Annotated in this window: 22 protein-coding genes and 1 tRNA gene; 12 read left to right on the plus strand and 11 right to left on the minus strand. The window is 72.4% G+C overall.

What is annotated here, in order from left to right:
* Positions 1-36 precede the first annotated feature (36 nt).
* Entirely contained in the window at positions 37-1,854 is a 1,818-nt protein-coding gene (locus tag J2X64_RS12735) for a nucleoside-diphosphate sugar epimerase/dehydratase (protein WP_310154904.1), read from the minus strand.
* A gap of 151 nt (positions 1,855-2,005) precedes the next feature.
* Positions 2,006-2,623 carry a dTDP-4-dehydrorhamnose 3,5-epimerase family protein gene (locus J2X64_RS12740; protein ID WP_310154907.1) on the minus strand — a complete coding sequence of 206 codons (618 nt, stop codon included), beginning with the start codon at positions 2,621-2,623 and terminating at the stop codon, positions 2,006-2,008.
* A gap of 131 nt (positions 2,624-2,754) precedes the next feature.
* On the opposite strand from J2X64_RS12740, the gene J2X64_RS12745 reads away from it, so the two are divergent.
* Positions 2,755-3,630: an NAD(P)-dependent oxidoreductase gene (locus tag J2X64_RS12745; protein ID WP_310154910.1), complete on the plus strand. Its 876-nt coding sequence runs from the start codon at positions 2,755-2,757 to the stop codon at positions 3,628-3,630.
* A gap of 85 nt (positions 3,631-3,715) precedes the next feature.
* Here the strand turns inward: J2X64_RS12745 and J2X64_RS12750 are convergent, their stop codons facing one another.
* Positions 3,716-4,867 carry a glycoside hydrolase family 3 N-terminal domain-containing protein gene (locus J2X64_RS12750; protein WP_310154913.1) on the minus strand — a complete coding sequence of 384 codons (1,152 nt, stop codon included), beginning with the start codon at positions 4,865-4,867 and terminating at the stop codon, positions 3,716-3,718.
* A 111-nt stretch (positions 4,868-4,978) separates the two neighbouring features.
* Complete coding sequence (locus J2X64_RS12755; protein ID WP_310154916.1) at positions 4,979-5,947, minus strand: nucleotidyltransferase family protein; 969 nt, start codon at positions 5,945-5,947, stop codon at positions 4,979-4,981.
* A 58-nt stretch (positions 5,948-6,005) separates the two neighbouring features.
* On the opposite strand from J2X64_RS12755, the gene J2X64_RS12760 reads away from it, so the two are divergent.
* Together J2X64_RS12760 and J2X64_RS12765 are read left to right on the plus strand one after the other, a co-directional pair.
* Positions 6,006-6,977, plus strand: a complete 972-nt coding sequence (locus J2X64_RS12760) for a zinc-binding dehydrogenase (RefSeq protein ID WP_310154919.1) — start codon at positions 6,006-6,008, stop codon at positions 6,975-6,977.
* Between the two features lie 167 nt (positions 6,978-7,144).
* Positions 7,145-7,306: a hypothetical protein gene (locus J2X64_RS12765; protein ID WP_310154922.1), complete on the plus strand. Its 162-nt coding sequence runs from the start codon at positions 7,145-7,147 to the stop codon at positions 7,304-7,306.
* A 69-nt stretch (positions 7,307-7,375) separates the two neighbouring features.
* Here J2X64_RS12765 and J2X64_RS12770 read toward each other — a convergent pair whose 3' ends face one another.
* The 5 genes from J2X64_RS12770 to J2X64_RS12790 form a co-directional block, all read right to left on the minus strand.
* The gene (locus tag J2X64_RS12770) at positions 7,376-8,026 is read right to left on the minus strand and encodes a GDSL-type esterase/lipase family protein (RefSeq protein ID WP_310154925.1); all 651 of its coding nucleotides are present in this window, start codon (positions 8,024-8,026) and stop codon (positions 7,376-7,378) included.
* Between the two features lie 3 nt (positions 8,027-8,029).
* On the minus strand, positions 8,030-8,206 hold the full coding sequence (locus tag J2X64_RS12775; protein ID WP_310154928.1) for a DUF6104 family protein: 177 nt from the start codon (positions 8,204-8,206) through the stop codon (positions 8,030-8,032).
* A 236-nt stretch (positions 8,207-8,442) separates the two neighbouring features.
* The gene (locus tag J2X64_RS12780; RefSeq protein ID WP_310154931.1) at positions 8,443-12,429 is read right to left on the minus strand and encodes a multifunctional oxoglutarate decarboxylase/oxoglutarate dehydrogenase thiamine pyrophosphate-binding subunit/dihydrolipoyllysine-residue succinyltransferase subunit; all 3,987 of its coding nucleotides are present in this window, start codon (positions 12,427-12,429) and stop codon (positions 8,443-8,445) included.
* A 240-nt stretch (positions 12,430-12,669) separates the two neighbouring features.
* Positions 12,670-13,479 (minus strand): ABC transporter permease, encoded by an 810-nt coding sequence (locus J2X64_RS12785; RefSeq protein ID WP_310154934.1) that lies wholly within the window; start codon positions 13,477-13,479, stop codon positions 12,670-12,672.
* Entirely contained in the window at positions 13,476-14,450 is a 975-nt protein-coding gene (locus tag J2X64_RS12790) for an ABC transporter ATP-binding protein (protein ID WP_310154936.1), read from the minus strand. Before J2X64_RS12790 ends, J2X64_RS12785 begins: the two co-directional genes overlap by 4 nt.
* 145 nt (positions 14,451-14,595) lie before the next feature.
* Between J2X64_RS12790 and J2X64_RS12795 the strand changes: the two genes are divergently transcribed.
* Positions 14,596-15,999, plus strand: coding sequence for a hemolysin family protein (locus J2X64_RS12795; protein WP_310154938.1), 1,404 nt, complete (start codon positions 14,596-14,598; stop codon positions 15,997-15,999).
* Entirely contained in the window at positions 15,996-17,030 is a 1,035-nt protein-coding gene (locus J2X64_RS12800) for a hemolysin family protein (protein ID WP_310154941.1), read from the plus strand. The genes J2X64_RS12795 and J2X64_RS12800 overlap by 4 nt, the downstream gene beginning before the upstream one ends.
* A gap of 41 nt (positions 17,031-17,071) precedes the next feature.
* On the opposite strand, the gene J2X64_RS12805 is transcribed toward J2X64_RS12800, so the two are convergent.
* The gene (locus tag J2X64_RS12805; protein ID WP_310154944.1) at positions 17,072-17,518 is read right to left on the minus strand and encodes a hypothetical protein; all 447 of its coding nucleotides are present in this window, start codon (positions 17,516-17,518) and stop codon (positions 17,072-17,074) included.
* Between J2X64_RS12805 and J2X64_RS12810 the strand changes: the two genes are divergently transcribed.
* The gene (locus J2X64_RS12810) at positions 17,511-18,476 is read left to right on the plus strand and encodes a DUF1996 domain-containing protein (RefSeq protein WP_310154949.1); all 966 of its coding nucleotides are present in this window, start codon (positions 17,511-17,513) and stop codon (positions 18,474-18,476) included. The genes J2X64_RS12805 and J2X64_RS12810 overlap by 8 nt on opposite strands.
* A gap of 100 nt (positions 18,477-18,576) precedes the next feature.
* On the opposite strand, the gene J2X64_RS12815 is transcribed toward J2X64_RS12810, so the two are convergent.
* Positions 18,577-18,651 (minus strand) — tRNA-Arg (locus J2X64_RS12815).
* 56 nt (positions 18,652-18,707) lie between these two features.
* On the opposite strand from J2X64_RS12815, the gene J2X64_RS12820 reads away from it, so the two are divergent.
* The 6 genes from J2X64_RS12820 (at position 18,708) to thrB (ending at position 25,762) form a co-directional block, all read left to right on the plus strand.
* Positions 18,708-19,112, plus strand: a complete 405-nt coding sequence (locus J2X64_RS12820) for a response regulator (RefSeq protein WP_310154951.1) — start codon at positions 18,708-18,710, stop codon at positions 19,110-19,112.
* Between the two features lie 10 nt (positions 19,113-19,122).
* Entirely contained in the window at positions 19,123-20,769 is a 1,647-nt protein-coding gene (argS, locus tag J2X64_RS12825; protein WP_310154956.1) for an arginine--tRNA ligase, read from the plus strand.
* 3 nt (positions 20,770-20,772) lie between these two features.
* A complete protein-coding gene (gene lysA, locus J2X64_RS12830; RefSeq protein ID WP_310154958.1) occupies positions 20,773-22,209 on the plus strand; it encodes a diaminopimelate decarboxylase in 1,437 nt (478 codons plus the stop codon).
* Between the two features lie 132 nt (positions 22,210-22,341).
* Positions 22,342-23,715, plus strand: coding sequence for a homoserine dehydrogenase (locus tag J2X64_RS12835; protein WP_310155872.1), 1,374 nt, complete (start codon positions 22,342-22,344; stop codon positions 23,713-23,715).
* Positions 23,715-24,800, plus strand: coding sequence for a threonine synthase (thrC, locus tag J2X64_RS12840; protein ID WP_310154961.1), 1,086 nt, complete (start codon positions 23,715-23,717; stop codon positions 24,798-24,800). The genes J2X64_RS12835 and thrC overlap by 1 nt, the downstream gene beginning before the upstream one ends.
* On the plus strand, positions 24,800-25,762 hold the full coding sequence (gene thrB / locus J2X64_RS12845) for a homoserine kinase (protein ID WP_310154964.1): 963 nt from the start codon (positions 24,800-24,802) through the stop codon (positions 25,760-25,762). The genes thrC and thrB overlap by 1 nt, the downstream gene beginning before the upstream one ends.
* The last annotated feature ends 113 nt before the right edge of the window (positions 25,763-25,875 follow it).

Here is a 25,875-nt window from a genome sequence, read left to right on the forward strand (position 1 = left end):
CGGTCGAGGTGGTCAGTACGTCGGCGCGGGCAGGGGTCACATGCCCACCGTCACGCTCGAGGCCCCGCTGTGGTGGCGCATCCACTGAGCGGCGTGGGCCGGCTCGGCGTGGGTGGTCAGGGCCACCTGGGCGGCGTCGATCGCGGGCACGTCGACGCTGCTGACGAGGGGGTGGGCGGTGCCGCGCCGCTCCTCGTTGGGGGAGAAGAGCTCCTCACCCAGCTTCTCGCCGGGGCGCAGGCCCGTGTAGGTGATCTCGATGTCGCGGCGACCGCTCATCCGGATCAGGGTCTGCGCGACCTCGACGATCTTCACCTGCTCGCCCATGTCGAGCACCATGACCTCGCCGTCGGAGCCGATCGACGCGGCCTCGAGCACCAGCTGGCAGGCCTCTGGGATGAGCATGAAGTAGCGCTCGACGTCGGGGTGGGTGACGGTGATGGGGCCGCCGCGCTCGATCTGGGCCGTGAAGGCGTGCACCACGGAGCCGCGGGAGCCCAGCACGTTGCCGAACCGCACGGAGACGTAGCGACCGGGCTCGCGGCGGGCGAAGTCGGCGGTGAGCCGCTCGGCCACACGCTTGCTGTACCCGAGGACGCACGTCGGGTTGGCGGCCTTGTCGGTGGAGATGTTGACGAAGGTGCCGACACCGACCTCGGCGGCCGCCTGCAGCACGTTGTGGGTGCCGATGACGTTGCTCTTCCACGCCTCCATCGGGTTGGCCTCGAGCAGCGGGAGGTGCTTGAGCGCGGCCGCGTGGAAGACGATGTCGGGACGGGTCTGGGTGAAGACCTCGCGCATGCGGGCGACGTCGCGGATGTCGGCGAGGACGACGGTCTCGGTGTTGAGCAGGCCGTGCCCGTCGAGGCTCATCTGGGTCGACTGCAGGCCCGACTCGTCCCGGTCGAGCATGTAGAGCTTGGCCGGGCCGAAGCGCGCGATCTGCCGGCACAGCTCGGAGCCGATCGAGCCACCGGCCCCGGTCACGAGGATGCTCTTGCCGGCGATGTGGTCGGCGATCACGGCCGTGTCCAGGTCGACGGGGCGACGCCCGAGGAGGTCGGCCACGTCGACGTTGCGCAGGTCGCCGGCGGTGGGCCGGCCCCCGATGATGTCCTTGATGGGCGGCAGCGTGAGGACCTGCAGTCCGGCGTCCTCGCCGAGCTGGGTGAGCTCGCGGATCGTCGGGGCTGAGGCTAGGGGCAGGGCGATGATGAGCACCCGCGCGTCGTACTTGGCCGCCACCGTGGCCATGTCGCTGCGCGTGCCGCGGACGCGGACGCCCTCGAACCGGAGGCGCGCCTTGGCGCGGTCGTCGTCCAGCAGGGCCACGGGCGCGTAGCCGCTGCCCTCGTCGCGGATGAGGCTGCGGGTCAGGCGCCGCCCCGCCTCGCCGGCACCGAAGATGATGGCCCGCTGCTCCTCCTTGCCGAGCAGAGCCTGACGCGCGCGCCACGAGCGGATGATGAACCGCGCGGCGAACATGCCGATCATCGCGAAGGCGGGTGCGGTGAAGGGGACGCTGCGCGGGATCGGACCGAGGTGCAGGACGAAGACGAGGGCAAGGAGCACCAGCGTCGTCAGGGCGACCGTGCGGCCGACGTCGTAGGTCTCCTCGAACGAGCCGCGCTCGTGGCCCACGGCATACGGGCCGAACACGGTGCCGAAGAAGACCTGGGCCACGACGGCGGCCAAGGCGAACCACGCCATCGTGGACGTGAGCGTGAGCGTCATGTTGAGGTCGTAGCGCAGCCACGCCGCAAGAAAGACCGCGACCAGCCAGGCGCCGGAGTCGATGACCGCCCAGCTCCAGCGGGTCAGGCGTTCACGATGCTGACGTCTGCTCGGCGGCATCGCTCGTCCTTCCATTTCCACTGTCTCCCCGGCAAAACCGTCGGAAGTTTACAGGTGAAACGGACCCAACCCGTGCATCTGGGGTGGTCCGTTCAGCCGGATTTCACCTCCTGCACGACTTCTGACCTGCGAAAACGCTGGGAACCGGCGGTCAGTCCGGCGTGTCCACCTGCTGAGCCAGCTCGCGGTACCACGCCGTGCACGCGGCATACGAAGGCAGGAGGCCACGCTCCCGGGCCTCGGCCAGCGAGGGGGCCGCGGCGTCTGCCGCCGACACGATCGGCTCGATGCCCCCGGGCAGGTCCAGGCCGAGCTCGGGGTCCCGGGCGTCGAGCGCCCGCTCGCGCCCCGGCACGAAGGGAGTGGAGCAGTGGAAGAGCGCGGTAGAGGTGTCCTCGAGAGCGAACAGGGCGTGCCCGACGCCCTCGGGGACGTAGACCACTCGCCGGTCGCGGGTGTCGAGGACGACCGAGTCCCACTGCCCGAACGTCGGGCTGCCGACGCGCACGTCGACGACGAAGTCGAGGAACGAGCCCCCCACGGCGGTGACGTACTTCGCCTGCGACGGCGCCACGTCGGCGTAGTGGATCCCCCGGAGGGCGCCCCTGCGCGAGACCGAGACGTTCGTCTGCAGCACGCGCAGGGGGTGGCCGATCGCCGCGGCCAGCGGCTCGGACTGGAAGGGGGCGGTGAACAGCCCGCGGTCGTCGGCGAACTGCGGTGGCGTGACCACCAGGGCGTCCGCGATGGCGAGGGGGCGGACGTCCATCACGCGCCTGCCGGGGATGCTGCCGTCATGCGCACGAACGCTACCCACCCCGCGGCGAGGGCTACGCTCGGCGTCGTGGCAGGCGCACCCACGAGTCCCCGGTCCCAGATCCGTCGTCGCCGGGCGCCGGCATGACCCGCTGGGCAGTCACCGGCGCCGGGGGCCTGCTGGGGCTCGACCTGCAGGTGGCGCTCGCGCTCTCGGGCGTCGACGAGAAGTCGGTGACCGCGCTCACCCACGCCGACCTCGACGTGACCGACCGCGACGCCGTCCGGGAGGCGGTGCGCGGCCACGACGTCGTCGTCAACTGTGCGGCTGTCTCCCCGGCAGAGGGAGGCGAGCGCGACGAGCCGGCAGCCTTCGCCGTCAACGCGGTCGGCGCGGCGAACGTCGCCGCAGCCTGCCGCGAGACCGGCACGCGCCTGGTCCACGTGTCCTGCCACTCCGTGTTCTCCGGCGACTCCGACGAGCCGTATGCCGAGGACGCGCCGCTAGCTCCCCGCTCGGCATACGGGCGGACCAAGGCTGCGGGCGAGTGGGCGGTCGAGGCGCACTGCCACCAGGCGTGGATCGTGCGGACGGGGTGGCTCTACGGCGGGGGAGCCCCCAACGTCGTCAAGGAGTGGGCCCGGCTCGCCGCGTCGGGGGAGCGGGTGCCGGTCGCCGAGGACCAGCACGGGCAGCCGACGTGGACCATGGACGTCGCCGAGGCGGTCCTGCGGCTGGTCGGGGAGGGCGCACCGTTCGGGGTGTGGCACGCCACCAGCCGCGGCGAGACGAGCCTGGTGGGCTTCGCGCGGGCGGTGCTCGAAGGGCTGGGCCACGACCCCGACCTGGTGGAGGCCGTGCGCGCGGACGGTTCTCCGGAAGGTGCGCCCCGGCGGATCTACGGCGTCCTCGGCCACGACGCGTGGCGGATGGCTCGGCTGCCGCTGCTGCCGGACTGGCGCGAGAGCCTGGCCGCGGCGCTTCCCGACGTGGTCGCCCCCGGGGCCCCCGAGGCCTGAGCCCATCCCGGGAGGCGGCGCCCTGGTCCGCCGACGGGAACCGGTCCGGCGGCGCGTGCCGGGCCTGCCGCTGGAGCCGACGGGTCTAGAGCAGGCCCATCTCCTGCTTGACGGTGAGCACCCTGAGCGCGGCCGCGTCGAGCTGCGCGGCGAAGGCCGGGTCGGCCGAGCACTTGGCGGCCAGGGCCTTGAACATGGCCTCCGTCTGGGTGGGGTCGACGGTGAGGACGAGGTCACCGCCCGCGGAGATGAACTTGACCGCCCGGGCACCTGGCGTCCAGGCGGTGACGGCCCTGGCGTTGCCGAGGTCGTCCGACACCACGACTCCGGTGAAGCCCAGGTCGTGGCGGACCATGCCGGAGATGACGGTGCGCGAGAACACGGCCGGGTTGGCCGGGTCGATGCGGGTGTAGATGGCGTTGGAGACCATGAGCACACGGGCACCGGCCTGCGTGGAGGCGCGGAACGGCGCGAGGTACGGGTCGGTCCGGGTCGTCGTCCGGTCCGTGACCCCGCGTGTGGTGTCCGTGTTGGCGGTCACGCGACCCAACCCCGGGAAGTGCTTGGCGGTCACCATGACGCCGGCGGCACGCATGCCCTTGGTGAACGCCACGGAGTGCGACGACACGGTGGCCGGCGTGTAGCCGAACTCGCGGTACACGGCACCGATCGGCGGGTTGTGGGGTGCGAAGGCGGCGCTGGGGACGGTGTCGGCGACCGGCGCGAGGTCGAGGTTCACGCCGGCCGCCTTGAGCTGCCCGCCCCAGCGGCGGGCCGAGTACTGCAGCGAGCTGGGGGCCCACGTCCCCTGGTGCAGTGCTGTGGGCAGGTTCGTGAAGCCCGGGCCCTTGAGGACCTGGACGTACCCGCCCTCCTGGTCGGTCGAGACCATGAGCCGCACGCGCGAGGTGGCGGCGTAGGTGGCGCGGGCCTGCAGGCGCGATGTCACGGCGCTCGTCGCCACGACACCCGCGGTGCTCCGACCGGTGAGGATCACCGAGCCGACGTGGTACGTCGATATCGCGCGGGCGGTCGCGCTGCTGACGCCGGTCGCGGGGGTCCCCACCATCAGGACCTCGCCGATGCGCTGGGCCCGTGTCATGCGCGCCAGCGCGAGCTGCGCAGCGGTCGGCGTGGTCGTGGCTGCCTGCGCGCTGCCCGCGGCCGGTCCGGTGGGGAGGGCAACGGCCGCCGTCACGAGCACCGCTGCCGCTGCCGAGAACTGTGTGCGGCTCATGACCGGCTCCCTCCGCCCGCAGTGGCTGCCTCACGCAGGAACTGCCTCACCCTGTTCGACGTGCGGGCGGGTCAGTCGGTTGGCGCCCGGCGCGGGGTCGAGCGTGACAGGTCAGCGCTCGCGCGTCCGGGTTTCCGTCGAAGTGCGCGCGCTGCGGCGGCGGAGCAGCACGGTGAGGGCGTGCGGTGCACCCGTGAGCCCCCGCCCCCAGCGGCGCAGGTGGAGCCCGGCGAGCTGCGCCCGGCTGAGGTCGGCGGCCGACGTGGACGCGACGAAGTGCTCGCGCGGCGGCACCAGCGCCCGCCCCAGGACCGCGGCCCGCGCGCGCCACGGTGCCTCGGTCAGCTCGACGAGCCACACGGTCCCCACCCCGTGGCCCTGCCGGCGCAGCTCCCAGTCGACGAGGCGGTCCTCCTCCTCCGGCGACAAGGGCAGGGGAGAGGTGCCGGCCAGCCGGAGCAGCTCCGCACCGGTCCCGGACGCGCCGGTGTCCCGGGCGAGGCCGCGCAACGCGTCCCGGTCGGCGGGGGTGAGGTTCGCGAGTACCGCGCCCAGGTGCGCCAGGTCCTGCCGGGACTGTGCCTTCTCCGGGTCTCGAAGGGCGTGCAGGCCCACGACGAGCGCCTGACCGAGGCGGTCCGGCGTCGGGGCCGGGCGACCTGCGACCTCCACGTCGGTGCGGCGCTCCCACAGGGCGTCGAAGGCGGCCGACGGGTCCGCGAGGAAGCCGGGGAAGCTGTAGTGGACGTCGACGTCGACCGGCCAGTGCGGGTGGATGTAGTGGGCGGAGTGGTCGAAGGCGAACTCACCGGCATACCGCAGCGACCCCAGAGGCGTGCGCAGTTGCCAGCCGGCTGCCTCCATGGCTGCGCACGTGGCGTCGAACGACGCTGGGTCGACCAGCACGTCCACGTCGCTCGACGGCCTGGCCGGCCGCACCCCCAGCGCGACGGCGGTGGGCCCCTTGACGAACAGCGCCCGTGCGCCGGTGCGCTCGGTGACCCGGGCGACCAGCGCGTGCGCGAGCAGCACCGCCTCGTCCTGCTGCAGCTCCGTCTGCTGCGGCGCGCCCTGCGTCACCCGCGGAGTATGACACCGGCCACGGTGCGCCGGCGGCAGGTCGCACTAGGGTCGACCCATGCTCGCCGTCTACGCGAAGTCCCAGTCCGCCGACGACCCGCTGTCCGGTCTGGAGGTGGGGGAGCGCCCCGACCCGACGCCGCGTGAGGGATGGACCACCGTCACGCTGCGGACCGCGGGCCTGAACCACCACGACGTCTGGTCGCTCAAGGGCGTCGGGCTGCCCGCCGACCGGCTGCCGATGGTCCTCGGCTGCGACGGTGCGGGGGTCGACGAGGACGGCAACGAGGTCATCGTCCACGCCGTCGTGCCCAGCGACGGCTGGCAGGGCGACGAGACCCTCGACCCGCGGCGCACGCTGCTGTCCGAGCTGCACGACGGGACGCTGGCCGAGAAGGTCGCCGTGCCGCGGCACAACCTGGTGCCCAAGCCCGAGGGGCTGTCGTGGGAGCACGCGGCCTGCCTCTCCACGGCGTGGCTCACGGCATACCGGATGCTCTTCACCAACGCGGGGCTCACGCCGGGCGCCACCGTCCTCGTGCAGGGTGCAGGCGGCGGCGTCTCCACCGCCCTGGTGCAGCTGGGCGCGGCCGCCGGCTACCGCATGTGGGTCACCTCGCGGGACGAGTCCAAGGGGCAGCGCGCACTCGAGATCGGAGCGGACCGGGCGTTCGCGAACGGCGAGCGGCTGCCCGAGCGGGTGGATGCCGTGATGGAGACCGTCGGCGCGGCGACGTGGTCGCACTCGGTCAACTCCCTGAACCCGGGCGGCACGATCGTCATCTCCGGGGCGACCTCGGGCGACGCCCCGGCCAAGGCCGAGCTCACCAAGATCTTCTTCAAGCAGCTGCGGGTCGTCGGCTCGACCATGGGCACCAGGCTCGAGCTGGAGCGGCTGGCGCGGTTCGTGGTGCAGCGGGGGATCGAGCCGGTGGTCGACAGCGTCCTGCCGCTCGCCGACGCGCGCACCGGGTTCGAGCGGATGGCGGGCGGCGACGTCTTCGGGAAGGTGGTCTTCACCGTCTCGTGACCGGCGGGTTTCGTGCTGCTGGAACGGTTTGGGTCGGTCTGCGCGGGGTCAGCCCGTGAATCGCTCAGGCGCCTTTCAGGAATCAGGCGTATCAAGGAACCATGACGGAACAACCGCACCAGCCGCACTCCCCCGACGAGGTGATCGACCCCCGGTGGACTCGCTTGATGCGGACCAAGCCGGAGGCGCCGGCCTCCGAGGCCGGCGCCGGCCAGCACCCCCACCTCGGCGACGAGATGCGCGCCATCATCGAGCCGTGGGAGGACGGGCAGCGCACGACCCGCGAGACGCTCAAGGCGCTCAAGGACCTCGCCGACGACGCCCTCTGACGTCAGGCGCACCAGCACGTCCCCCGGGGCGCACCCCGGGACCTCGGTGCGCCCGGGAGGGCGCTGGGCTCAGCGCGGGCTGATCTGCAGCCAGTCGTACCAGCCGTTGTGCAGCACGAGCCACGCGATGAGGCCGTAGCCGGCCTGCCCCGGGTGGTGCGGCACGGAGCTGGCCGCGAGGTCGCTCTGCCACTGCTCGTGCCCCAGCAGCGGGCTGAAGCAGTCGACGAACGGCACCCCACGCCGCGAGCACACGTCGCCCTGCGCCTCGACGAGCACGTCGAGCTTCTCGTTGACCTCCGAGTCGTCGGTTGGTGCAGGGCTGACCACGAAGGTCCCGATGCCCGCGCTCGCCGCGTCGTCGAGGATGTTCGCCAGGTTGAGGCGGTGCCGGGCGAGTGAGACGCCGGCTGCCGCGTCGTTGCCGCCGATCGAGACGACCAGCCGCTTCTCGGACCGGCCGGCCCAGCGCGGTGCGCACTCGGACTTCCAGCGCCCGAGCAGGTCCGCCGTGGTGTCGCCCCGGACCCCGAGGTTGTATGCCGTGAGCGCCAGGTCCGGGTGCTGCGTGCGCCCGACGACCCTGGTCACCCAGCCCTGGCCCTTGGGGTCGCCGACCCCCGCCACCATGGACGCGCCGAGGAACACCAGGGCGACGTCCCGCTGGCCCTCGGTGGACACCTGGAACTCGGCGCTCGGGGTGAAGGTCGGTTCGCTCACGCGTCAGTCCTCGTCGTCGTCGAGCCGGGCCAGCCAGGTGGCCAGCCGCTCGACGGGGGTCTCGAATTCGGGGTTGAGGTCCACGAACGTGCGCAGCTGGTCGGCGAGCCACTCGAAGGTGACCTCCTCCTCGCCACGGCGAGCAGCCAGCTCCTCGATGCCACGGTCGGTGAAGTACACGGCTGCAAGGCTACGGGAGGTGACCTGCGCACCTGCGGCAGGCACGCGGCATACCGCCCACGCTCTGGCCCGCGACACGGTCCCTGAGGCAACGCGCCCACCCACCCGACACGCAAAACGGCAGTTGCTGACGTGAAACGGGGGAGATGAACTGCCGTTTCACGCACGCAACTGCCGTTTTGCAGAGAGAGGCGACTCCGGCCGGCCGGGTCGCCTCCCTCGTGAGGACCGTCAGGTCAGCGGGCGAAGGCCTGCGCCACGAGCTCGGCCTGCTGCTCGGCGTGCCGCTTGCTCGACCCGGTCGCGGGCGAGGCCGAGGCCTTGCGCGAGACCACGGTGAGCTGGCGGGTCTCGCCGACCTCGGCGAGGGCCTGCGGCAGGTTGAGCGCCATGAACGGCCACGCACCCTGGTTGCGCGGCTCGTCCTGCACCCAGACCACGTCGGCGTTCGGGTACTTCGCGAGCTCCGCGGCGATCTCGGCGGCCGGGATCGGTGCGAGCTGCTCGACCCGGACGATCGCGGTCGTGGTGTCGCCGGCCTTGTCGCGGGCGGCCTCGAGGTCGTAGACGACCTTGCCGCTCGCGAGCAGGACCCGGGTCACGGCCGACGCGTCGAGCTGCGCGCGGTCCGGCAGGACCGGGCGGAACGTCCCCGTCGTGAAGTCCTCCGGCATGCTGCCGGCGGCCTTGAGCCGCAGCATCGACTTCGGGGTGAAGACGATGAGCGGGCGGCGCGGACGGGCGTACGCCTGGCGACGCAGCAGGTGGAAGTAGCTCGCCGGGGTCGACGGGTAGGCGATCGTCATGTTGTCCTCGGCGAACATCTGCAGGAACCGCTCGATGCGCGCGGAGGAGTGGTCCGGGCCCTGGCCCTCGTAGCCGTGGGGGAGCAGCAGCACGACGGACGAGCGCTGGCCCCACTTCTGCTCGGAGGAGGACACGAACTCGTCGACGATCGTCTGGGCGCCGTTGAAGAAGTCACCGAACTGCGCCTCCCACAGCACGAGCGCGTCGGGCCGCTCGACCGAGTAGCCGTACTCGAAGCCCATGGCCGCGAACTCGGACAGCAGCGAGTCGTAGACCCAGAACCGGGCCTGGCCCTCGCCGAGGTAGAGCAGCGGGGTCCACTCCTCGGCCGTGTTCTTGTCGATGAGCACGGCGTGGCGCTGGACGAACGTGCCACGGCGGCTGTCCTGGCCGGCGAGGCGGACCGGGGTGCCCTCCATGAGCAGCGAGCCGAAGGCCAGCAGCTCACCCGTCGCCCAGTCGATGCCCCCCTTGCGGACCGACTCGGCGCGCTTCTCCATGGCCTGGGCCAGCTTCGGGTGGATCGTGAAGCCGGCCGGCGGGTTCACGAACGCGTCACCGATGTGCTGCAGCTGGTCGACCGGGATGGCGGTGTCGGTGGCGGACCGGGTGGTCGTGTCGGCCGACTGCGCGCTCGGTGGCTCGAGGCCCGTGTGGCCCTCGGCGTCGGTGCCGGCCTTCGTCGCGTCCTGGGCGGGCTCGGCCGGGGCCTTGAGCGCCTCCTTGGTCTCGACGAACACGCGCTCCAGCTGCTGCTGGTAGTCGCGCAGCGCCGCCTCGGCGTCCTCCTGGCTGATGTCGCCGCGGCCGATGAGGGCCTCGGTGTACAGCTTGCGGACCGAGCGCTTGGCCTCGATGAGGTTGTACATGAGCGGCTGGGTCATCGACGGGTCGTCGCCCTCGTTGTGGCCACGGCGGCGGTAGCACACCATGTCGATGACGACGTCCTTGTTGAACTCCTGCCGGAACTCGTACGCGAGCTCGGCGACCCGGACGCAGGCCTCGGGGTCGTCGCCGTTCACGTGGAAGATCGGCGCCTGGATCATCCGGGCGACGTCGGTGGAGTAGGTCGAGGACCGCGAGGCCGACGGCGAGGTCGTGAACCCGACCTGGTTGTTGATGACGATGTGGATCGTCCCGCCGGTGCGGTAGCCGCGCAGCTGGCTGAGGTTCAGGGTCTCGGCCACGACACCCTGTCCCGCGAAGGCCGCGTCACCGTGCAGCAGCAGGGGCAGCACGGTGAAGTCCTCGCCCGCGAGGTCGAGGCGGTCCTGCTTGGCCCGGGCGATGCCCTCGAGCACCGGGTTGACGGCCTCGAGGTGGGAGGGGTTCGCGGCGAGGTAGACCTTGGTCTTGCTGCCGTCCTCCGCGACGAACTCGCCCTCGGTGCCGAGGTGGTACTTCACGTCGCCGGAGCCCTGGACCGACTTGGGGTCCTGGCGGCCCTCGAACTCACGGAAGATCTGGCCGTAGGACTTGCCCGCGATGTTGGCCAGCACGTTGAGGCGGCCGCGGTGCGGCATGCCGATGCAGACCTCGTCCATGCGGTCGGCGGCGGCGCGGCACAGGATGCGGTCGAGCAGTGCGATGACGGACTCGCCGCCCTCGAGGCTGAACCGCTTCTGGCCCACGAACTTGGTCTGCAGGAAGGTCTCGAACGCCTCGGCGGCGTTGAGGCGGCGCAGGATGCGCAGCTGCTCGTCCGGGCCGGGCTTGGCGTAGCCGACCTCGATCTTCGACTGGAGCCAGCGGCGCTGCTCCGGGTCCTGGATGTGCATGTACTCGGTGCCGATGGTGCGGCAGTACGAGTCGCGCAGGATGCCGAGGATCTTGCGCAGCCGCAGCATCGGCGCACCGCCGAAGCCGCCGGTCGCGAAGTCGCGCTCGAGGTCCCACAGGGTCAGCCCGTGGCTGGTGACGTCGAGGTCGGGGTGACGGCGCTGGCGGTACTCCAGCGGGTCGGTGTCGGCCATGAGGTGGCCGCGCACGCGGTAGGCGTGGATGAGCTCCTGCACGCGCGCCGTCTTGTTGACGTCGTCGTCGTGGTGGGCCGAGATGTCCTGGACCCAGCGGACCGGCTCGTACGGCAGGCGCAGCGACTCGAAGATCTCGTCGTAGAAGCCGTTCTCGCCGAGCAGCAGCTGGTGCACGATCCGCAGGAAGTCACCGGACTGCGCGCCCTGGATGATGCGGTGGTCGTAGGTGCTCGTCAGCGTGAGGATCTTGCTGACGGCGTTGCGGTTGATCGTCTCCTGGCTCGCGCCCTGCCACTCGGCGGGGTACTCCAGCGCGCCCACGCCGATGATCGCGCCCTGGCCGGACATGAGCCGCGGCACCGAGTGGACGGTGCCGATGGTGCCGGGGTTGGTCAGCGAGATGGTCGTGCCCTGGAAGTCCTCGACCGTGAGCTTGCCGCCGCGGGCCTTGCGGACGACGTCCTCGTAGGCCGACCAGAAGTGGGCGAAGTCCATCGTCTCGGCGGCCTTGATGCTCGGCACGAGCAACTGGCGGGTGCCGTCGGGCTTGGCGAGGTCGATCGCGAGGCCGAGGTTGACGTGGCCCGGGACGACGAGGGCCGGCTTGCCGTTCTCCTCGGTGAACCCGTTGTTCATCTCGGGCATGTGGCCCAGCGCCTTGACCAGGGCGTAGCCGATGATGTGGGTGAACGACACCTTGCCGCCGCGCGAGCGGGCCAGGTGGTTGTTGATGACGACCCGGTTGTCGATGAGCAGCTTGGCCGGGACGGCGCGCACGCTCGTGGCCGTCGGGACGGTCAGCGAGGTCTCCATGTTGGTGACGACCCGGGCGCTGGCGCCGCGCAGCGGCTTGACCTCGTCCTGGTGGACGGTGCCGGTCTCCTTGGGGCGCTCGGGGTCGCGCGGCTTCGGGGTCTCCTTGACCGGGGCCTCGCCCTTGTCCTCGGTGCGGGCGGCCGGAGCCTTGTCGGCGCCCTTGTCGTCGGCCCCCTTGTCACCGGCCGCCTTGTCGGACGGCTGGGTGAGGCCGGCCGGGCGCAGACCGGTGCTGCCAGCGGCGGCCGGCTGGGAGGCCTGCGCGGCGGGGGCGGACTGCGTCGCCGGTGCGGCCTGGGGGGCAGCGGACGGCTGGGATGCAGGGGCGGCCTGCGCTGCCGGCGCCGGCCTGGCCGGAGCGGAGGCCGCGGGAGCAGAGGCCGCGGGAGCGGAGGCGGCGGCCGCGGGGGCCGACGTGCCGGCAGACCGCCCGTTGGCGGACCCGTTGGAGCCCGCGCCGTTCCCGCTGGTGCCCGAACCCGGCTCGTAGCCCTCGAAGAAGGACCACCACGCCTTGTCGACCTGGTTGCGGTCCTGCTTGTACTGCTCATACAGCTCGTCCACGAGCCACTCGTTCGGCCCGAAGGCCGCCAGGGGGTCGTTGGTCGGGGACTGGTCGGGCACGGCGGATACGCCTCTTTCACGGGTAGGCACGGACGCTCACATGGATACGTCCCAGCCTAGCCCTGCCGCCTGCTCACCGCTGCGGTGGGATGGACCCGTTTCGTGCGGCGTCGGACACGTTCGTCCGGGTATGCCGGGGGCCGGCTCCACCACGACATCGGGCCACCCGGCACCCGGTCCCGGGGCCTGGGACCGGGGCCGGGTGGCCCGACGTGCGGAGGGGGAGGAGTGCCGCTGGGGTCAGCTGATGTCGCTGCGCGCGGTCCGCCACGAGCCGAACCCTGCCAGCACCACGGCATACGCGGCGAGGACGAGCGCGGCCACCCACCACGACAGGGGCTTGACCGCGTTGCCGCCCGTCTGGGTGACTCCGCTGACGATCGCGTTGGTCGCCTGGGTCGGCAGGTACGGGACGATGTGCTCGCGCCCGACGCTCCACAGGCTGAGCAGCACGCCGGCGATCGGCTCGAGGATCCACGCCACGCCCACCGAGATGAGCAGGGCGGCCACCTGGTTGGGGATGAGGATCCCGGCGCCGAGGCCGATGAGGGCCCACAGCCCGAGGACGAGCAGGCTCAGGGCCAGCGACCGGATGACCTCGGTGCCCGGGAACGCGTCGGCCCCGCGGGCGTTGAGCACGATCGCGCCGGCGACGACCGACCCCACGAGCGAGAGCAGCCCGTAGAGGGCGCCGATGCCCAGGAGCGCGACGACCTTGGCGCCCATGACCCGACCACGCCGGGGCGTGCCGAGGAAGGTGCTCGTGATGGTCTTGTGCCGGTACTCCGAGCCGATCTGCATGACGCCGATGACCAGCGTGAGCAGGTAGCCGATGCTGAGGTAGCCGGTGTAGACGCTGTTGGCGACCTGCACCGCGTTGCCCGTGGGCGCACCCCCTCCGGGGCCGCCAGCGGTCGCGCCCTTGGTGGTCAGCAGGAAGCCGAACGCGACGGCCAGGCCCGCGCCGGCGACGAACATGGCGATGGCCATGCCCCACCACATGCGGGTCGTGAAGAACTTGCGGAACTCCGAGCGGATGGCGGCGCTCACTCGTTGCCTCCTTCCTGCCCGGCGACGGCGTCCCGCTCGGGAGCGGCCGCCGATCCGAGGTTGCGGTTCGTGCCCTCGGTCAGCTGGAAGAACAGCGCCTCGAGGTCGGTGTGGGCCTGGCGCAGCTCGTACAGCGGCAGGCCCGCGCGCAGGGCGACGTCGCCGATGAGCCGCATGTCGTCCGTGGCCGCCAGGAGCGCGCCGTCCTCGACGTGGGTCGTGACGTCGGCGACGCGCAGGGCGCCGGCGAGGGCGTCGTTGTCGGACGTGCGCACGACGACCTGGCTGTCGCCGTGCAGGTCGGCCATCGCGCCCTGCTTGACCAGGCGGCCGTTGCTGATGATCACGACGTCGTCGACCGTCTGCTCGACCTCCTGCAGCATGTGGCTGGAGATCAGGATCGTCTTGCCCTGCCCGGCGAGGTGCCGCAGGAAGCCGCGCAGCCAGCGGATGCCCTCCGGGTCGAGGCCGTTGGCGGGCTCGTCGAGGATGAGCACCCGCGGGTCGCCGAGCAGCGCGGCGGCCAGGCCGAGGCGCTGGCGCATGCCCATCGAGTAGCCACCGGCGCGCTTGCGGGCGGCGGCCGGTATGCCGACCAGCTCCAGCATCTCGTCGACGCGCGCGGTGCTGACACCGGCGGTGTCGGCCAGGACCCGCAGGTGGTCGCGGCCGGTGCGGCCGGGGTGGAAGTTCGTCGCCTCCAGGGCCGACCCGACGACGGACATCGGCGTCTCGATGTCCTGGTAGCGGTGCCCGTCGATGGTCGCGGAGCCGCCGGACGGGCGGATCAGTCCGAGCAGCATGCGCAGGGTCGTGGTCTTGCCCGCGCCGTTCGGTCCGAGGAAGCCGGTGATCCGCCCGGGCTCCACGGAGAAGGAGAGGTGGTCGACGGCGGTGAAGTCGCCGAACCGCTTGGTCAGGTCGCGCACGTCGATGCGTGCCCCGGTCGTCGTGCTCGTGGCGGTCGTCATGTGTCCCCCGGTCCAGATGCCATGCCGGCATCCTCCCAACTGACGCAGGGGGAGGGTCAAACGGGTTGTGGCCCGGCGTGGCGCGGCTCGTGGCACGGGGCGCGGCGCGACCCTCGGCGGCCGGCGACCCTAGGATGGCCGCACTATGACCGAGTGGTTGGGGGTCCTCGCCGGCGTCGGGCTGACCGTGGGCACCGCGATCTTCGTGGCCACCGAGTTCAGCCTCGTCGCCCTCGACCGGCCCGCGGTGCAGAAGGCCTCGGACGCGGGTGACGCCCGGGCGACCATGGTCCTGGGGTCGCTGCGACGGCTGTCGACGCAGCTCTCCGCGGCGCAGGTGGGGATCACGCTGACGACCCTGGTGCTCGGCTTCATCGCCACCCCGTCGATCGGCGTGCTCCTCGAGACGCCGCTGCAGGCGCTGGGACTGCGGGGCAGCACCCTCGACTCGGTGGCTGCCGTCCTGGCCCTGACCATCGCCACCCTGTTCTCCATGGTGTTCGGAGAGCTGCTGCCGCAGTTCCTCGGCATCTCGGCGCCGCTGCCCACCGCCAAGGTCGTCGCCGGTCCGGTGCGGGTCTTCGCCGTCGTGGCCCGGCCCCTCATCGCGGTGCTCAACGGCTCGGCGAACCTGTTCCTCCGCTCCCTCGGGGTGACCCCGCAGGAGGAGCTGTCCGGCGCGCGCACCCCGCAGGAGCTCGCCTCCCTCGTCCGCCACTCCGCCGAGGCTGGCACCCTCGACGCCGGCACCGCGCGCCTGGTCACCAAGTCGCTCGGCTTCGGCGAGCAGACCGCTGCCGACGTGATGAGCCCCCGCGCCCGCGCCACCTCGATCGAGCGCACCGCCACCGCCGAGGACGTCGTGCGACTGGCGCGGCGCACCGGTCACTCGCGCTTCCCCGTCACCGGCGAGGACTGGGACGACATCGACGGCGTGGTCCATGTGAAGAAGGCCATCGCCGTCCCGCACGACCGGCGGACCGACGTGCCCGTGTCGGCGCTCATGGTGCCGCCGCTGCTCGTCCCCGAGACGATCCGCCTGGACCCGCTGCTGCTCATGCTGCGCGGACAGGGGCTGCAGCTGGCCATCGTCGTCGACGAGTACGGCGGGACCGCGGGCATCGTGACCCTCGAGGACGTCGTGGAGGAGATCGTCGGCGAGGTGTCGGACGAGCACGACGTGTTCCGTACCACCGGCCGCGAGCTCACGGACGGCTCGTGGACGGTCCCCGGCCTGTGGCGCCCGGACGAGGTCCGCGAGCGGCTCGGCGCGGACGTGCCGGACGGGCCGGCATACGAGACCACGGGAGGCTTCGTCATGGCGGAGCTCGGACGCATCCCGGTCGTGGGCGACACCGTGTCCATCCCCGGCTGGCACATCTCGGTCGTGGCGATGGACGGGATGCGCGCCGACCGGCTGCGCTTCGTGCCCGTGGGCGGGGACGAGCAGACCGGGGACGGTGCGGCCGCCGACGGCGCGGCCGGCGACGGCGTGGCCGGTGGCCCGCACCGCGCCGCGGCGCGCGACACCGCGGAGGAGGGGCGATGAGCGCCTGGGCCGTGGTCGTCACGGTGCTCCTGCTGCTGCTCAACGCGTTCTTCGTGGGCGCCGAGTTCGCGGCGATGGCGGCGCGGCGCTCGCAGCTCGAGCCGCTCGCGGCCGCCGGCTCGAGGCGCGCCCAGACCTGCCTCGACGCGCTGGAGCAGATGGGCTCGCTGCTCGCCTGCGCCCAGCTGGGCATCACCGTGTGCTCGGTGCTGCTCGGTGCCATCTCCGAGGCGGCGCTGCACCACGCCCTGGAGCCGGTCGTGGAGCTCGTCGGCCTGCCCACCGGTGTCGCCGACGGCCTCGCCCTGGCCCTCGCCCTGCTCGTCGTCGTCTACCTGCACGTCGTCGTGGGGGAGATGATCCCCAAGAACCTCGCCATCGCCGGCCCCGAGCGCGCCGCGATCCTGCTCGTGCCCGTGCTCATGACGGTCACGCGGGTCCTGCGGCCGGTCATCACCGTCATGGAGCGGATCGCCAAGTCGCTGGTGCGGCTCTTCCGGGTCGAGCCGAAGGACGAGATCGCCTCCACGTTCACGGTCGAGGAGGTCGAGAGCATCCTTGCCGAGAGCCACCACGAGGGGCTGATCGAGGAGGGGCAGCAGTTCCTCGTCGGCGCGGCGCTGGAGTTCAGCGACAAGGACGCCGTCGACGTGGCGGTGCCGCTCTCCGAGCTCGTCACCCTGCCGCTGACCGCGACCCCTGACGACGTCGAGCGGCTCGTGGCCAAGCGCGGCTTCTCGCGGTACCCGCTCGTCAACCGGGCCGGTGCGCTCGCGGGCTACCTGCACCTCAAGGACGTCCTGTACGCCGACGAGTCCGAGCGCGACATCGCCGTGCCGGTCAAGCGCGTGCGCAAGCTCGCGACGGTGCAGGAGGCCGACGAGGTCGAGGAGGTGCTGCGCACGATGCAGCGCACCGGGGCGCACCTCGCCAGGGTCGTCGACCCGGAGGGCTCCGACGTGGGCGTCGTGTTCCTCGAGGACGTCATCGAGGAGCTCGTCGGCGAGGTCGCCGACGCCTCCCAGCGCTGACCGCACCCGTTGCTAGCAGGTCCGCATCGTGGCCGGCACCGTCACCTGACGGAGGACAACTCGGGACGAACCGGTCCCAACGGCGGAGAATCTCCGCGCTCTTCGGCCCGCCGGCCCCGTCGAGGGGCTAGCCTCCGACGCGCAGGGAGATCGTGAGGCTCTTCGATGAGAACTGTTTCTGTCCCCAGGTACGGCCTCGTGCTCGGCGTCATAGCGGCGCTGACCGTACCCACCCTCGGTGTCGCGGCGGCAATCGCCCGCCCCATCGACCCCTCCCCGACCCACGCCCGCCGCACCTGGACCCCGCCGCGCGGGCACCACACCACGACCACCTCGTCGTCGACGTCGAGCACGACCACGTCGACGACCTCCAGCTCCACGTCGTCGAGCACCACGTCGGCGACGTCCACGTCCTCGACGACGAGCAAGACCTCGACGACCTCGTCGACGACGTCGTCCACCACCACGCCGAGCGGCACGATGCCCACGCCGACGGGCGTCGTCTACGCCGACCACGTCGCCCAGTGGAACGTGCTGTGCACGGCGGACCACTACGCCAAGGACGACCCGATCGTCTTCCCGGGGTCGCCGGGCGCCTCGCACATGCACACCTTCTACGCGAACCGGTCGACGAACGCGTACACCACCCTCGCCAGCCTCTCCGCCAGCTCGCCGTCGAGCTGCGGCCGCGGGATGGGCACCAGCGACCTGTCGGCCTACTGGGTGCCCTCGCTCATGAAGAAGAACGCCGACGGCACGACCTCGGTGTACCAGGGCGAGCAGACCAACGTCGTCTACTACCGCCGTGCCGGTGGCGGTCGCGGGCCGGGGGTCCTGCCCTTCCCCAAAGGGCTGCGGATGATCGCCGGCAACGCCAAGGCCACCTCGGACCAGTCGCTGTCGGTCGTCCAGTGGGACTGCGGTGGCGGCGGCGTCGAGAGCCCGCACATGTACCAGTGCCCGGCCGACCCGTCGCACGAGATCCACGCGTCGCTGGTCTTCCCGAGCTGCTGGGACGGCGTGCACCTCGACAGCGCGGACCACAAGTCGCACATGGCGTATGCCGGCGCCAACGGCGCGTGCCCTGCGGACCACCCCGTGTCGCTGCCCGAGGTCACCTTCGAGGTCGACTTCCCGGGTGTCTACGGGGGGCCGGACTGGTCCCTGGCCAGCGGCGGCATCTACTCCCTGCACGGTGACTTCTTCGCCGACTGGGACAACCAGGTGCAGAACGCGCTCGTGTCCGCCTGCCTCAACAACCCGCACGAGTGCGGCGACATGAACCGCAGTGGCACGACGCTGTTCCGTCCGGACTACGACCCGGAGCCGATCACGATCGACATGACGAAGTACCCCACCACCTCGCCGTGGGACGGCCGCAACCTCCAGCAGCCCACGCCGACGACGTCCTCGACGACGATGACGATGTCGGGGATGGGGCACTGACGCCGGGGGACCGGCACCCACCCGCGCCGGGGCGGCGCTGCCGCCCCGGGCCACCGACGACGAAGGGCCGGCCGCTGGTGCGGCCGGCCCTTCGGCGGTGTGGTGCCCCCGGCAGGATTCGAACCTGCGCTCCCGCCTCCGGAGGGCGGTGCTCTATCCCCTGAGCTACGGGGGCGACACGTGCGCCCGCAACAGGGCGCCCGCAGAGGTTAGCAGCCTAGGGTGGCTCCCATGGAAACCGGGGGACTGGTGTGGGTCTGCGACGACACCGAGCAGATCCGCCGCCTCATCCGGCTCAACCTCGAGCTCGAGGGCTACGAGGTCGAGGAGCTCGGCGACGGCGCGGCGCTCCTCGGCCGGCTCCGCGAGGTGGAGCAGCTGCCGGACGTCATCACCCTCGACGCGCAGATGCTGCCGCGGGACGGCTGGTGGGCCATCGCGCGGATCCGCGAGGACACCCGGCTGGCCGCGATCCCGGTGATCATGGTGACGGCCTCGGTGCACCAGCACGACCGCGCCCAGGCCACGGGCTCCGGGCTCGACGCGTTCGTCGCCAAGCCGTTCGACCCCGACGACCTGATCGCGCTGGTCAGGGGCTTCGTGGCCGGCGGCAGGGACGCCCCGCCCGCGCCCTAGAATCGTGCGGGTGACCCCCGAAGAGCTCTCGACCGCCATCCGCACCGCCCTCGCCGACGCCGTTGCCGCCGGTGAGCTCCGCGTGGACGTGCCGGAGCAGGTGCGCGTGGAGCGACCGCGCAACCGCGACCACGGGGACTGGTCCACCAACGTCGCGATGCAGCTGGCCAAGGGTGCCGGTGTGCCGCCGCGCGAGCTCGCGACGCAGCTCGCCGCCCGTCTGGGTGCCGTCGACGGGGTCAAGGCCGTCGACGTCGCCGGCCCCGGCTTCCTCAACATCACGCTCGACGCCGCCTCCGCCGGCGAGCTCGCGCGCAGCATCGTCGAGGCGGGTGTCGCCTACGGCCGCAACGAGTCCGAGGTCGGCCACGTCATCAACCTGGAGTACATCTCGGCCAACCCGACCGGCCCGCTGCACCTCGGCCACACCCGGTGGGCCGCGCTCGGCGACGCCATGGCCCGCCTGCTCAAGACGTCCGGTGCGACGCTGACGACCGAGTACTACCTCAACGACGCGGGCGCGCAGATGGACAAGTTCGCGCGCAGTGTCGTCGCCCGCGCCAAGGGCGAGCCGACGCCCGAGGGCGGGTACCCCGGCGAGTACATCGACACCCTCGCCGCGGCCGTGCTCGAGCAGCGCCCGGACCTGCCCGAGCTGCCCGAGGACGAGGCCATGGCCGTCGCCCGCGAGCTCGCGTACCCGCTGCAGCTGGCGGACATCCGCGAGACCCTCGAGGCGTTCGGCGTGCACTTCGACGTCTGGTTCTCGGAGAAGACGCTGCACGACGAAGGCGCGGTCGAGCAGGCGGTCGCCCGGCTGCGCGAGCAGGGCCACGTCTTCGACCAGGACGACGCGATCTGGCTGCGGACCACCGACTTCGGCGACGACAAGGACCGGGTGCTGATCCGGGCCAACGGCGAGCCGACGTACTTCGCCGCCGACGCCGCGTACTACCTGTCCAAGAAGGACCGCGGGTTCGACGAGAAGATCTACCTGCTCGGCGCCGACCACCACGGCTACATCAACCGGCTCAAGGCGATCGCGGCCTGCGCGGGCGACGACCCGGAGCACAACATCGAGGTCAAGATCGGCCAGCTGGTCAACCTGGGCGGCGCCCGCCTCTCCAAGCGCGCCGGCAACATCATCGAGCTGCGCGACCTCATCGACTGGATCGGCACGGACGCGATCCGCTACTCGCTGGCGCGGTACCCCTCCGACAGCCCGCTGTCGCTCGACGGCGAGGAGCTGCGCAAGCAGACCAACGACAACCCCGTCTTCTACGTGCAGTACGCCCACGCCCGGACCTCGAACGTGGCGCGGCTCGCGAACGAGGACGGCGTCCGGCGTGAGGACGGGTTCGACCCGAGCCTGCTGTCGGACCCGACCGAGGCAGCGCTGCTCGCGATCCTCGGCGACTTCCCGCGGGTCGTCGCCCAGGCCGCCCACCTGCGCGAGCCGCACCGGGTCGCGCGCTACCTCGAGGACCTCGCCGGCCGCTTCCACAAGTGGTACGACACCTGCCGCGTCCGGCCGATGAACGCCGACGAGGAGATCACGGACGTGCACCGCACGCGCCTGTGGCTCAACGACGCCACCCGGCAGGTCTTGGCCAACGGACTGGACCTGCTGGGGGTCTCCGCACCCGACAGGATGTAGCCCATGCGTGCACACGAGGCAGGGGCACTCCACGCCGAGGGCTACGGCGGGCCGCCCCACTGGCTGCCCTGGCCGACCGACGTCATGGAGCTGCTGCCGCAGCTCTGGCCGCAGACCATCGGCCGTGACGAGCAGGGCCGGCTGACCGTCGGGGGCCTCGACGTCGTGAGCATCGCGCGGGAGTTCGGCACCGCGGCGTACGTCGTCGACGAGGAGGACTTCCGCGCCCGGGCGCGGGCCTTCCGCGACGAGTTCGCGGCGCCGTTCGACGACCTCGGCGGGGTCGACGTCTACTACGCGGGCAAGGCGTTCCTGTGCACGGAGGTCGCCCGCTGGGTGGCGCAGGAGGGGCTGTCGCTCGACGTCTGCAGCGGTGGTGAGCTCGCGGTGGCGCAGCGGGCCGGGTTCCCGGCCGAGCGGATCGGCATGCACGGCAACAACAAGAGCCTCGCCGAGATCCGCCAGGCGCTCGAGTACGGCGTCGGCCGCATCGTCGTCGACTCCTTCGAGGAGATCGACCGGGTCGCCGAGGTGGCGACGGACCTCGGCGTGCGCGCCCCCGTCATGGTGCGCGTGACCGTCGGCGTCGAGGCGCACACGCACGAGTTCATCGCGACCGCCCACGAGGACCAGAAGTTCGGGTTCTCGCTCGCGGGCGGCCAGGCGGCGGAGGCCGTCGCGCGCATCCTCGCCCGGCCCGACGTCCTGGACCTGCGGGGGCTGCACTCCCACATCGGCAGCCAGATCTTCGACACCTCCGGGTTCGAGGTGTCCGCCCGGCGCCTCGTCGGGCTGCACGCCGAGGTCGCGCACGTCCACGGGGTGCACCTGCCCGAGATGGACCTCGGCGGCGGCTACGGCATCGCGTACACCTCCGAGCACACCCCGATGTCCCCGGCGGCCCTCGGCGAGCAGATGGCCGACCTCGTGCGCCGGGAGCTCAAGTCCGTCGGCGACGGCGGCCCCGACACCCCCGCTCCGCGGATCTCGATCGAGCCCGGGCGCGCGATCGTCGGGCCCAGCACGTTCACCCTCTACGAGGTCGGCACGGTCAAGGACGTCGACCTCGGTGGGGGAGCGAAGCGCACCTACGTCAGCGTCGACGGCGGGATGAGCGACAACATCCGCACGGCCCTCTACGACGCCGACTACTCGTGCACCCTGGCGAGCCGCCGCTCGGACGCCGCGCCCCGGCTGGCGCGAGTCGTCGGCAGGCACTGCGAGTCCGGCGACATCGTCGTGATGGACGAGTACCTGCCCGACGACATCGCGCCGGGTGACCTCGTCGCGGTGCCCGGCACCGGGGCGTACTGCCGCAGCATGGCGAGCCAGTACAACCACACCCCGCGCCCGCCGGTCCTCGCCGTCCGGGACGGGGTGGCCCGGGTGCTGGTGCGCCGCGAGACGGTCGAGGACCTGCTCGCGCTCGACGTCGGCTGACGCCGGGGCGGACCGGCCCACGCGGCCGGTAGGGTCCGGGACAGGGCTCACCGGCGTCCGGATCGCGGACCGGTGCGGTCCACAGGATGGACACCGCGGGAGGATGAGCCGGTGCTGAACGAGGAGCGGTCGGTGAGCGAGGCGGGACGCGACGGGCAGGAGCCACAGCAGTCGCAGACGCCGCTGCGTGTCGCCCTGCTGGGCTGCGGTGTCGTCGGGTCGTCCGTCGCGCGCATGCTCACCGAGCACGCCGACGACCTCGCGGCCCGGGTGGGCCGCCCCCTCGAGCTGGTCGGCATCGCCGTGCGCCGTCCCGGCCGGGAGCGCCCCGACGTGCCCGTCGACCCGAGCCTGTTCACGGCGGACGCCGAGGGGCTCGTCACCCGCGCCGACATCGTCGTCGAGGTCATCGGTGGCATCGAGCCGGCGCGGTCGCTGATCGAGTCGGCCATGAAGCACGGCGCCTCTGTCGTCTCCGCCAACAAGGCGCTGCTGGCCGAGGCCGGCCCGGCGCTCTACGCCGCGGCCGCCGAGCACGGTGTCGACCTCTACTACGAGGCCGCCGTCGCCGGCGCCATCCCGATCCTGCGCCCCATCCGCGAGTCGCTCGCGGGTGACGACGTGCGCCGCGTCCTCGGCATCGTCAACGGCACCACCAACTACGTCCTCGACAAGATGGACACGACCGGCCAGGGCTTCGCCGAGGCCGTCGAGCAGGCCCAGGCGCTCGGCTACGCCGAGGCCGACCCGACCGCCGACGTCGAGGGCTTCGACGCCGCGGCCAAGGCCGCCATCCTCGCGTCCCTGGCGTTCCACACCCGCGTGTCGAGCGACCAGGTGCACCGTGAGGGGATCACCGAGGTCTCAGCCGCCGACGTCCAGGCGGCTCGCGAGATGGACTGCGTCGTCAAGCTGCTCGCGATCTGCGAGCGCACCGAGACGGTCGACGACGAGGGTCGCTCGACCCCCGGTGTCAGCGTCCGGGTGCACCCGGCGATGATCCCGCGCAGCCACCCGCTCGGCGGGGTGCGCGACGCCTTCAACGCCGTCTTCGTCGAGGCCGACGCGGCCGGCCAGCTCATGTTCTACGGCAAGGGCGCGGGCGGCGACCCGACCGCCAGCGCCGTCCTCGGCGACGTCGTCGCGGTGGCCCGCCACCGCGTGGGCGGCGGCCGGGGACCGGGCGAGTCGGCATACGCGGACCTGCCCGTGCTGCCCATGGGACGCGCCCTCACGAGGTACCACATCAGCCTCGACGTGGCCGACCGGCCGGGTGTCCTGGCGCAGGTGGCGACCGCCTTCGCCGCGCACGACGTGTCGATCGAGACGGTCCGCCAGCGGATCGTCGAGCACCAGGGCGACGACGGTGCGCCGAGCACCCGGGCGCAGCTCGTCGTCGTCACCCACACCGCCCCCGATGCCGCGCTGGCGGCGACCGTGGAGGCGCTGTCCGAGCTCGAGACGGTGCGCGAGGTCACCTCGGTCATGCGGGTGGAGGGAGCCTGATGGCACACCTGTGGCGCGGGGTCCTGCGCGAGTATGCCGACCGGCTCCCCATGCTCGAGGGCGCGCCGGTGGTCACCCTCCAGGAGGGCGGCACCCCGCTCATCCCGGCCGAGCGCCTCAGCGAGCGCGTGGGGGCCGAGGTCTTCGTCAAGTACGAGGGGCTCAACCCCACGGGCTCGTTCAAGGACCGCGGCATGACCGCGGCGATCTCGATGGCCGCCAAGCACGGCGCCAAGGCCGTCATCTGCGCCTCGACCGGCAACACGAGCGCCAGCGCCGCGGCCTACGCCGTCAAGGCCGGCATGGCGTGCGCGGTCCTCGTGCCCGACGGCAAGATCGCCATGGGCAAGCTGAGCCAGGCCATCGCGCACGGCGCCACGCTGCTGCAGGTCGAGGGCAACTTCGACGACTGCCTCACGGTGTCGCGCAAGCTCGCGGAGTCCTACCCCGTCGAGCTCGTCAACTCGGTCAACCCGGCGCGCATCGAGGGGCAGAAGACCGCGTCCTTCGAGGTGGTCGACGCCCTCGGCGACGCGCCCGACATCCACTGCCTGCCCGTCGGCAACGCCGGCAACATCACCGCGTACTGGAAGGGCTACCGCGAGTACCACCAGGGCTCGCCGACCCCCGGACCGGCGACGCACCTGCCGCAGATGTGGGGCTTCCAGGCGGCCGGTGCCGCGCCCATCGTCCTCGGTCACCCCGTCGACGAGCCCGACACCATCGCCACCGCGATCCGCATCGGCAACCCCGCCTCCTGGCGGCAGGCCGAGGCCGCGCGTGACGAGTCAGGCGGCCGGATCGAGTCGGTCACCGACGAGCAGATCCTCGCCGCCCACCGCATCCTCTCGGCGGAGGAGGGCATCTTCGTCGAGCCGGCGTCGGCCGCCTCGGTCGCGGGGCTGCTGCAGGTGCACGCGGCGGGGCAGGTCCCGTCCGGCGCGCGCATCGTGTGCACGGTGACCGGGCACGGGCTCAAGGACCCGCAGTGGGCCCTGCGCCAGGCGGACGGCTCGGAGGTGCAGCCGACCCGCATCCCCGTCGACGCCTACTCGGCCGCGGTCGCCCTCGGCTTCGAGGGCTGATGGCAGACCGCCTGACCCCGGGGGCCTCGGTCGAGGTGCGGGTCCCGGCGAGCAGCGCCAACCTCGGCCCGGGCTTCGACTCCGTCGGCCTGGCGCTGGGCATCTGGGACTCGTGCACGGCGACCGTCACAGAGGAGCCCGGCGTCGTGGTCGACGTCGAGGGCCAGGGTGCCGGCGAGGTCCCGCGCGACGCCTCGCACCTCGTGGTCCGCACCATGCTGCGGGCGTGGAGCGAGCTCGGGGTCGCCGCGCCGGACGGGCTGCACCTGCGCTGCCGCAACTCCGTCCCGCACGGCCGCGGCCTGGGGTCCTCCGCGACCGCGATCGTCACCGGAATCGTTGCCGCACAAGCGATCCACGACGTATGCCGTGGTGCCGGCCCCGACCCGGACCTCGCCTTCACCAACGACCTCGCCGCCCGGCTCGAGGGCCATCCCGACAACTCCTCGGCCTCGGTGTTCGGAGGCCTGACGCTGTCGTGGTCCGAGGGGGAGGGGCACACGGGCACCGTGCGGCTGAGCCCGCACCCCGACCTCGACGTGCTCGTCCTGGTCCCCGGCGTGCAGCTCTCCACGGCCACGGCCAGGTCGGTCCTGCCGACGCACGTCCGGCACGCCGACGCGGCCCGGAACTCGGCCCGCGCGGCCCTGCTGGTGCACGCCCTCACCTCCGACCCCGGACTGCTGCTGCCGGCCACCCGGGAGTGGCTGCACCAAGAGGCGCGCCGCGAGTCCTTCGCCGCGTCGATGCAGCTCGTGGACCTGCTGCGCGCCAACGGCCACGCCGCGGTCATCTCCGGGGCCGGGCCCTCGGTGCTCGTCCTGGGCCGGTCGGCGGACCTCGACGAGGCCGCGGGTCAGGCGCCCGAGGACTGGCTGGTCAGCCGCCCTGGAGTCCCTTCCGTGGGGGCGCAGGTGGTGGGCCGGACACGCGGTGGGCCGATTTCCCAGACACGGGACTGACGGCCCCGGCAACGGTGTTACATTGAGTGCGCACCTCCCCGAGATGCCCCCTTTGCGAAGCATCCCCCGGTGAGCTGCACCCACCACATGTCGGCCGCCCCGATGCTGCCGTG

It is taken from the genome of Phycicoccus sp. 3266 (assembly GCF_031456495.1).
Taxonomy (GTDB): Bacteria; Actinomycetota; Actinomycetes; order Actinomycetales; family Dermatophilaceae; genus Pedococcus.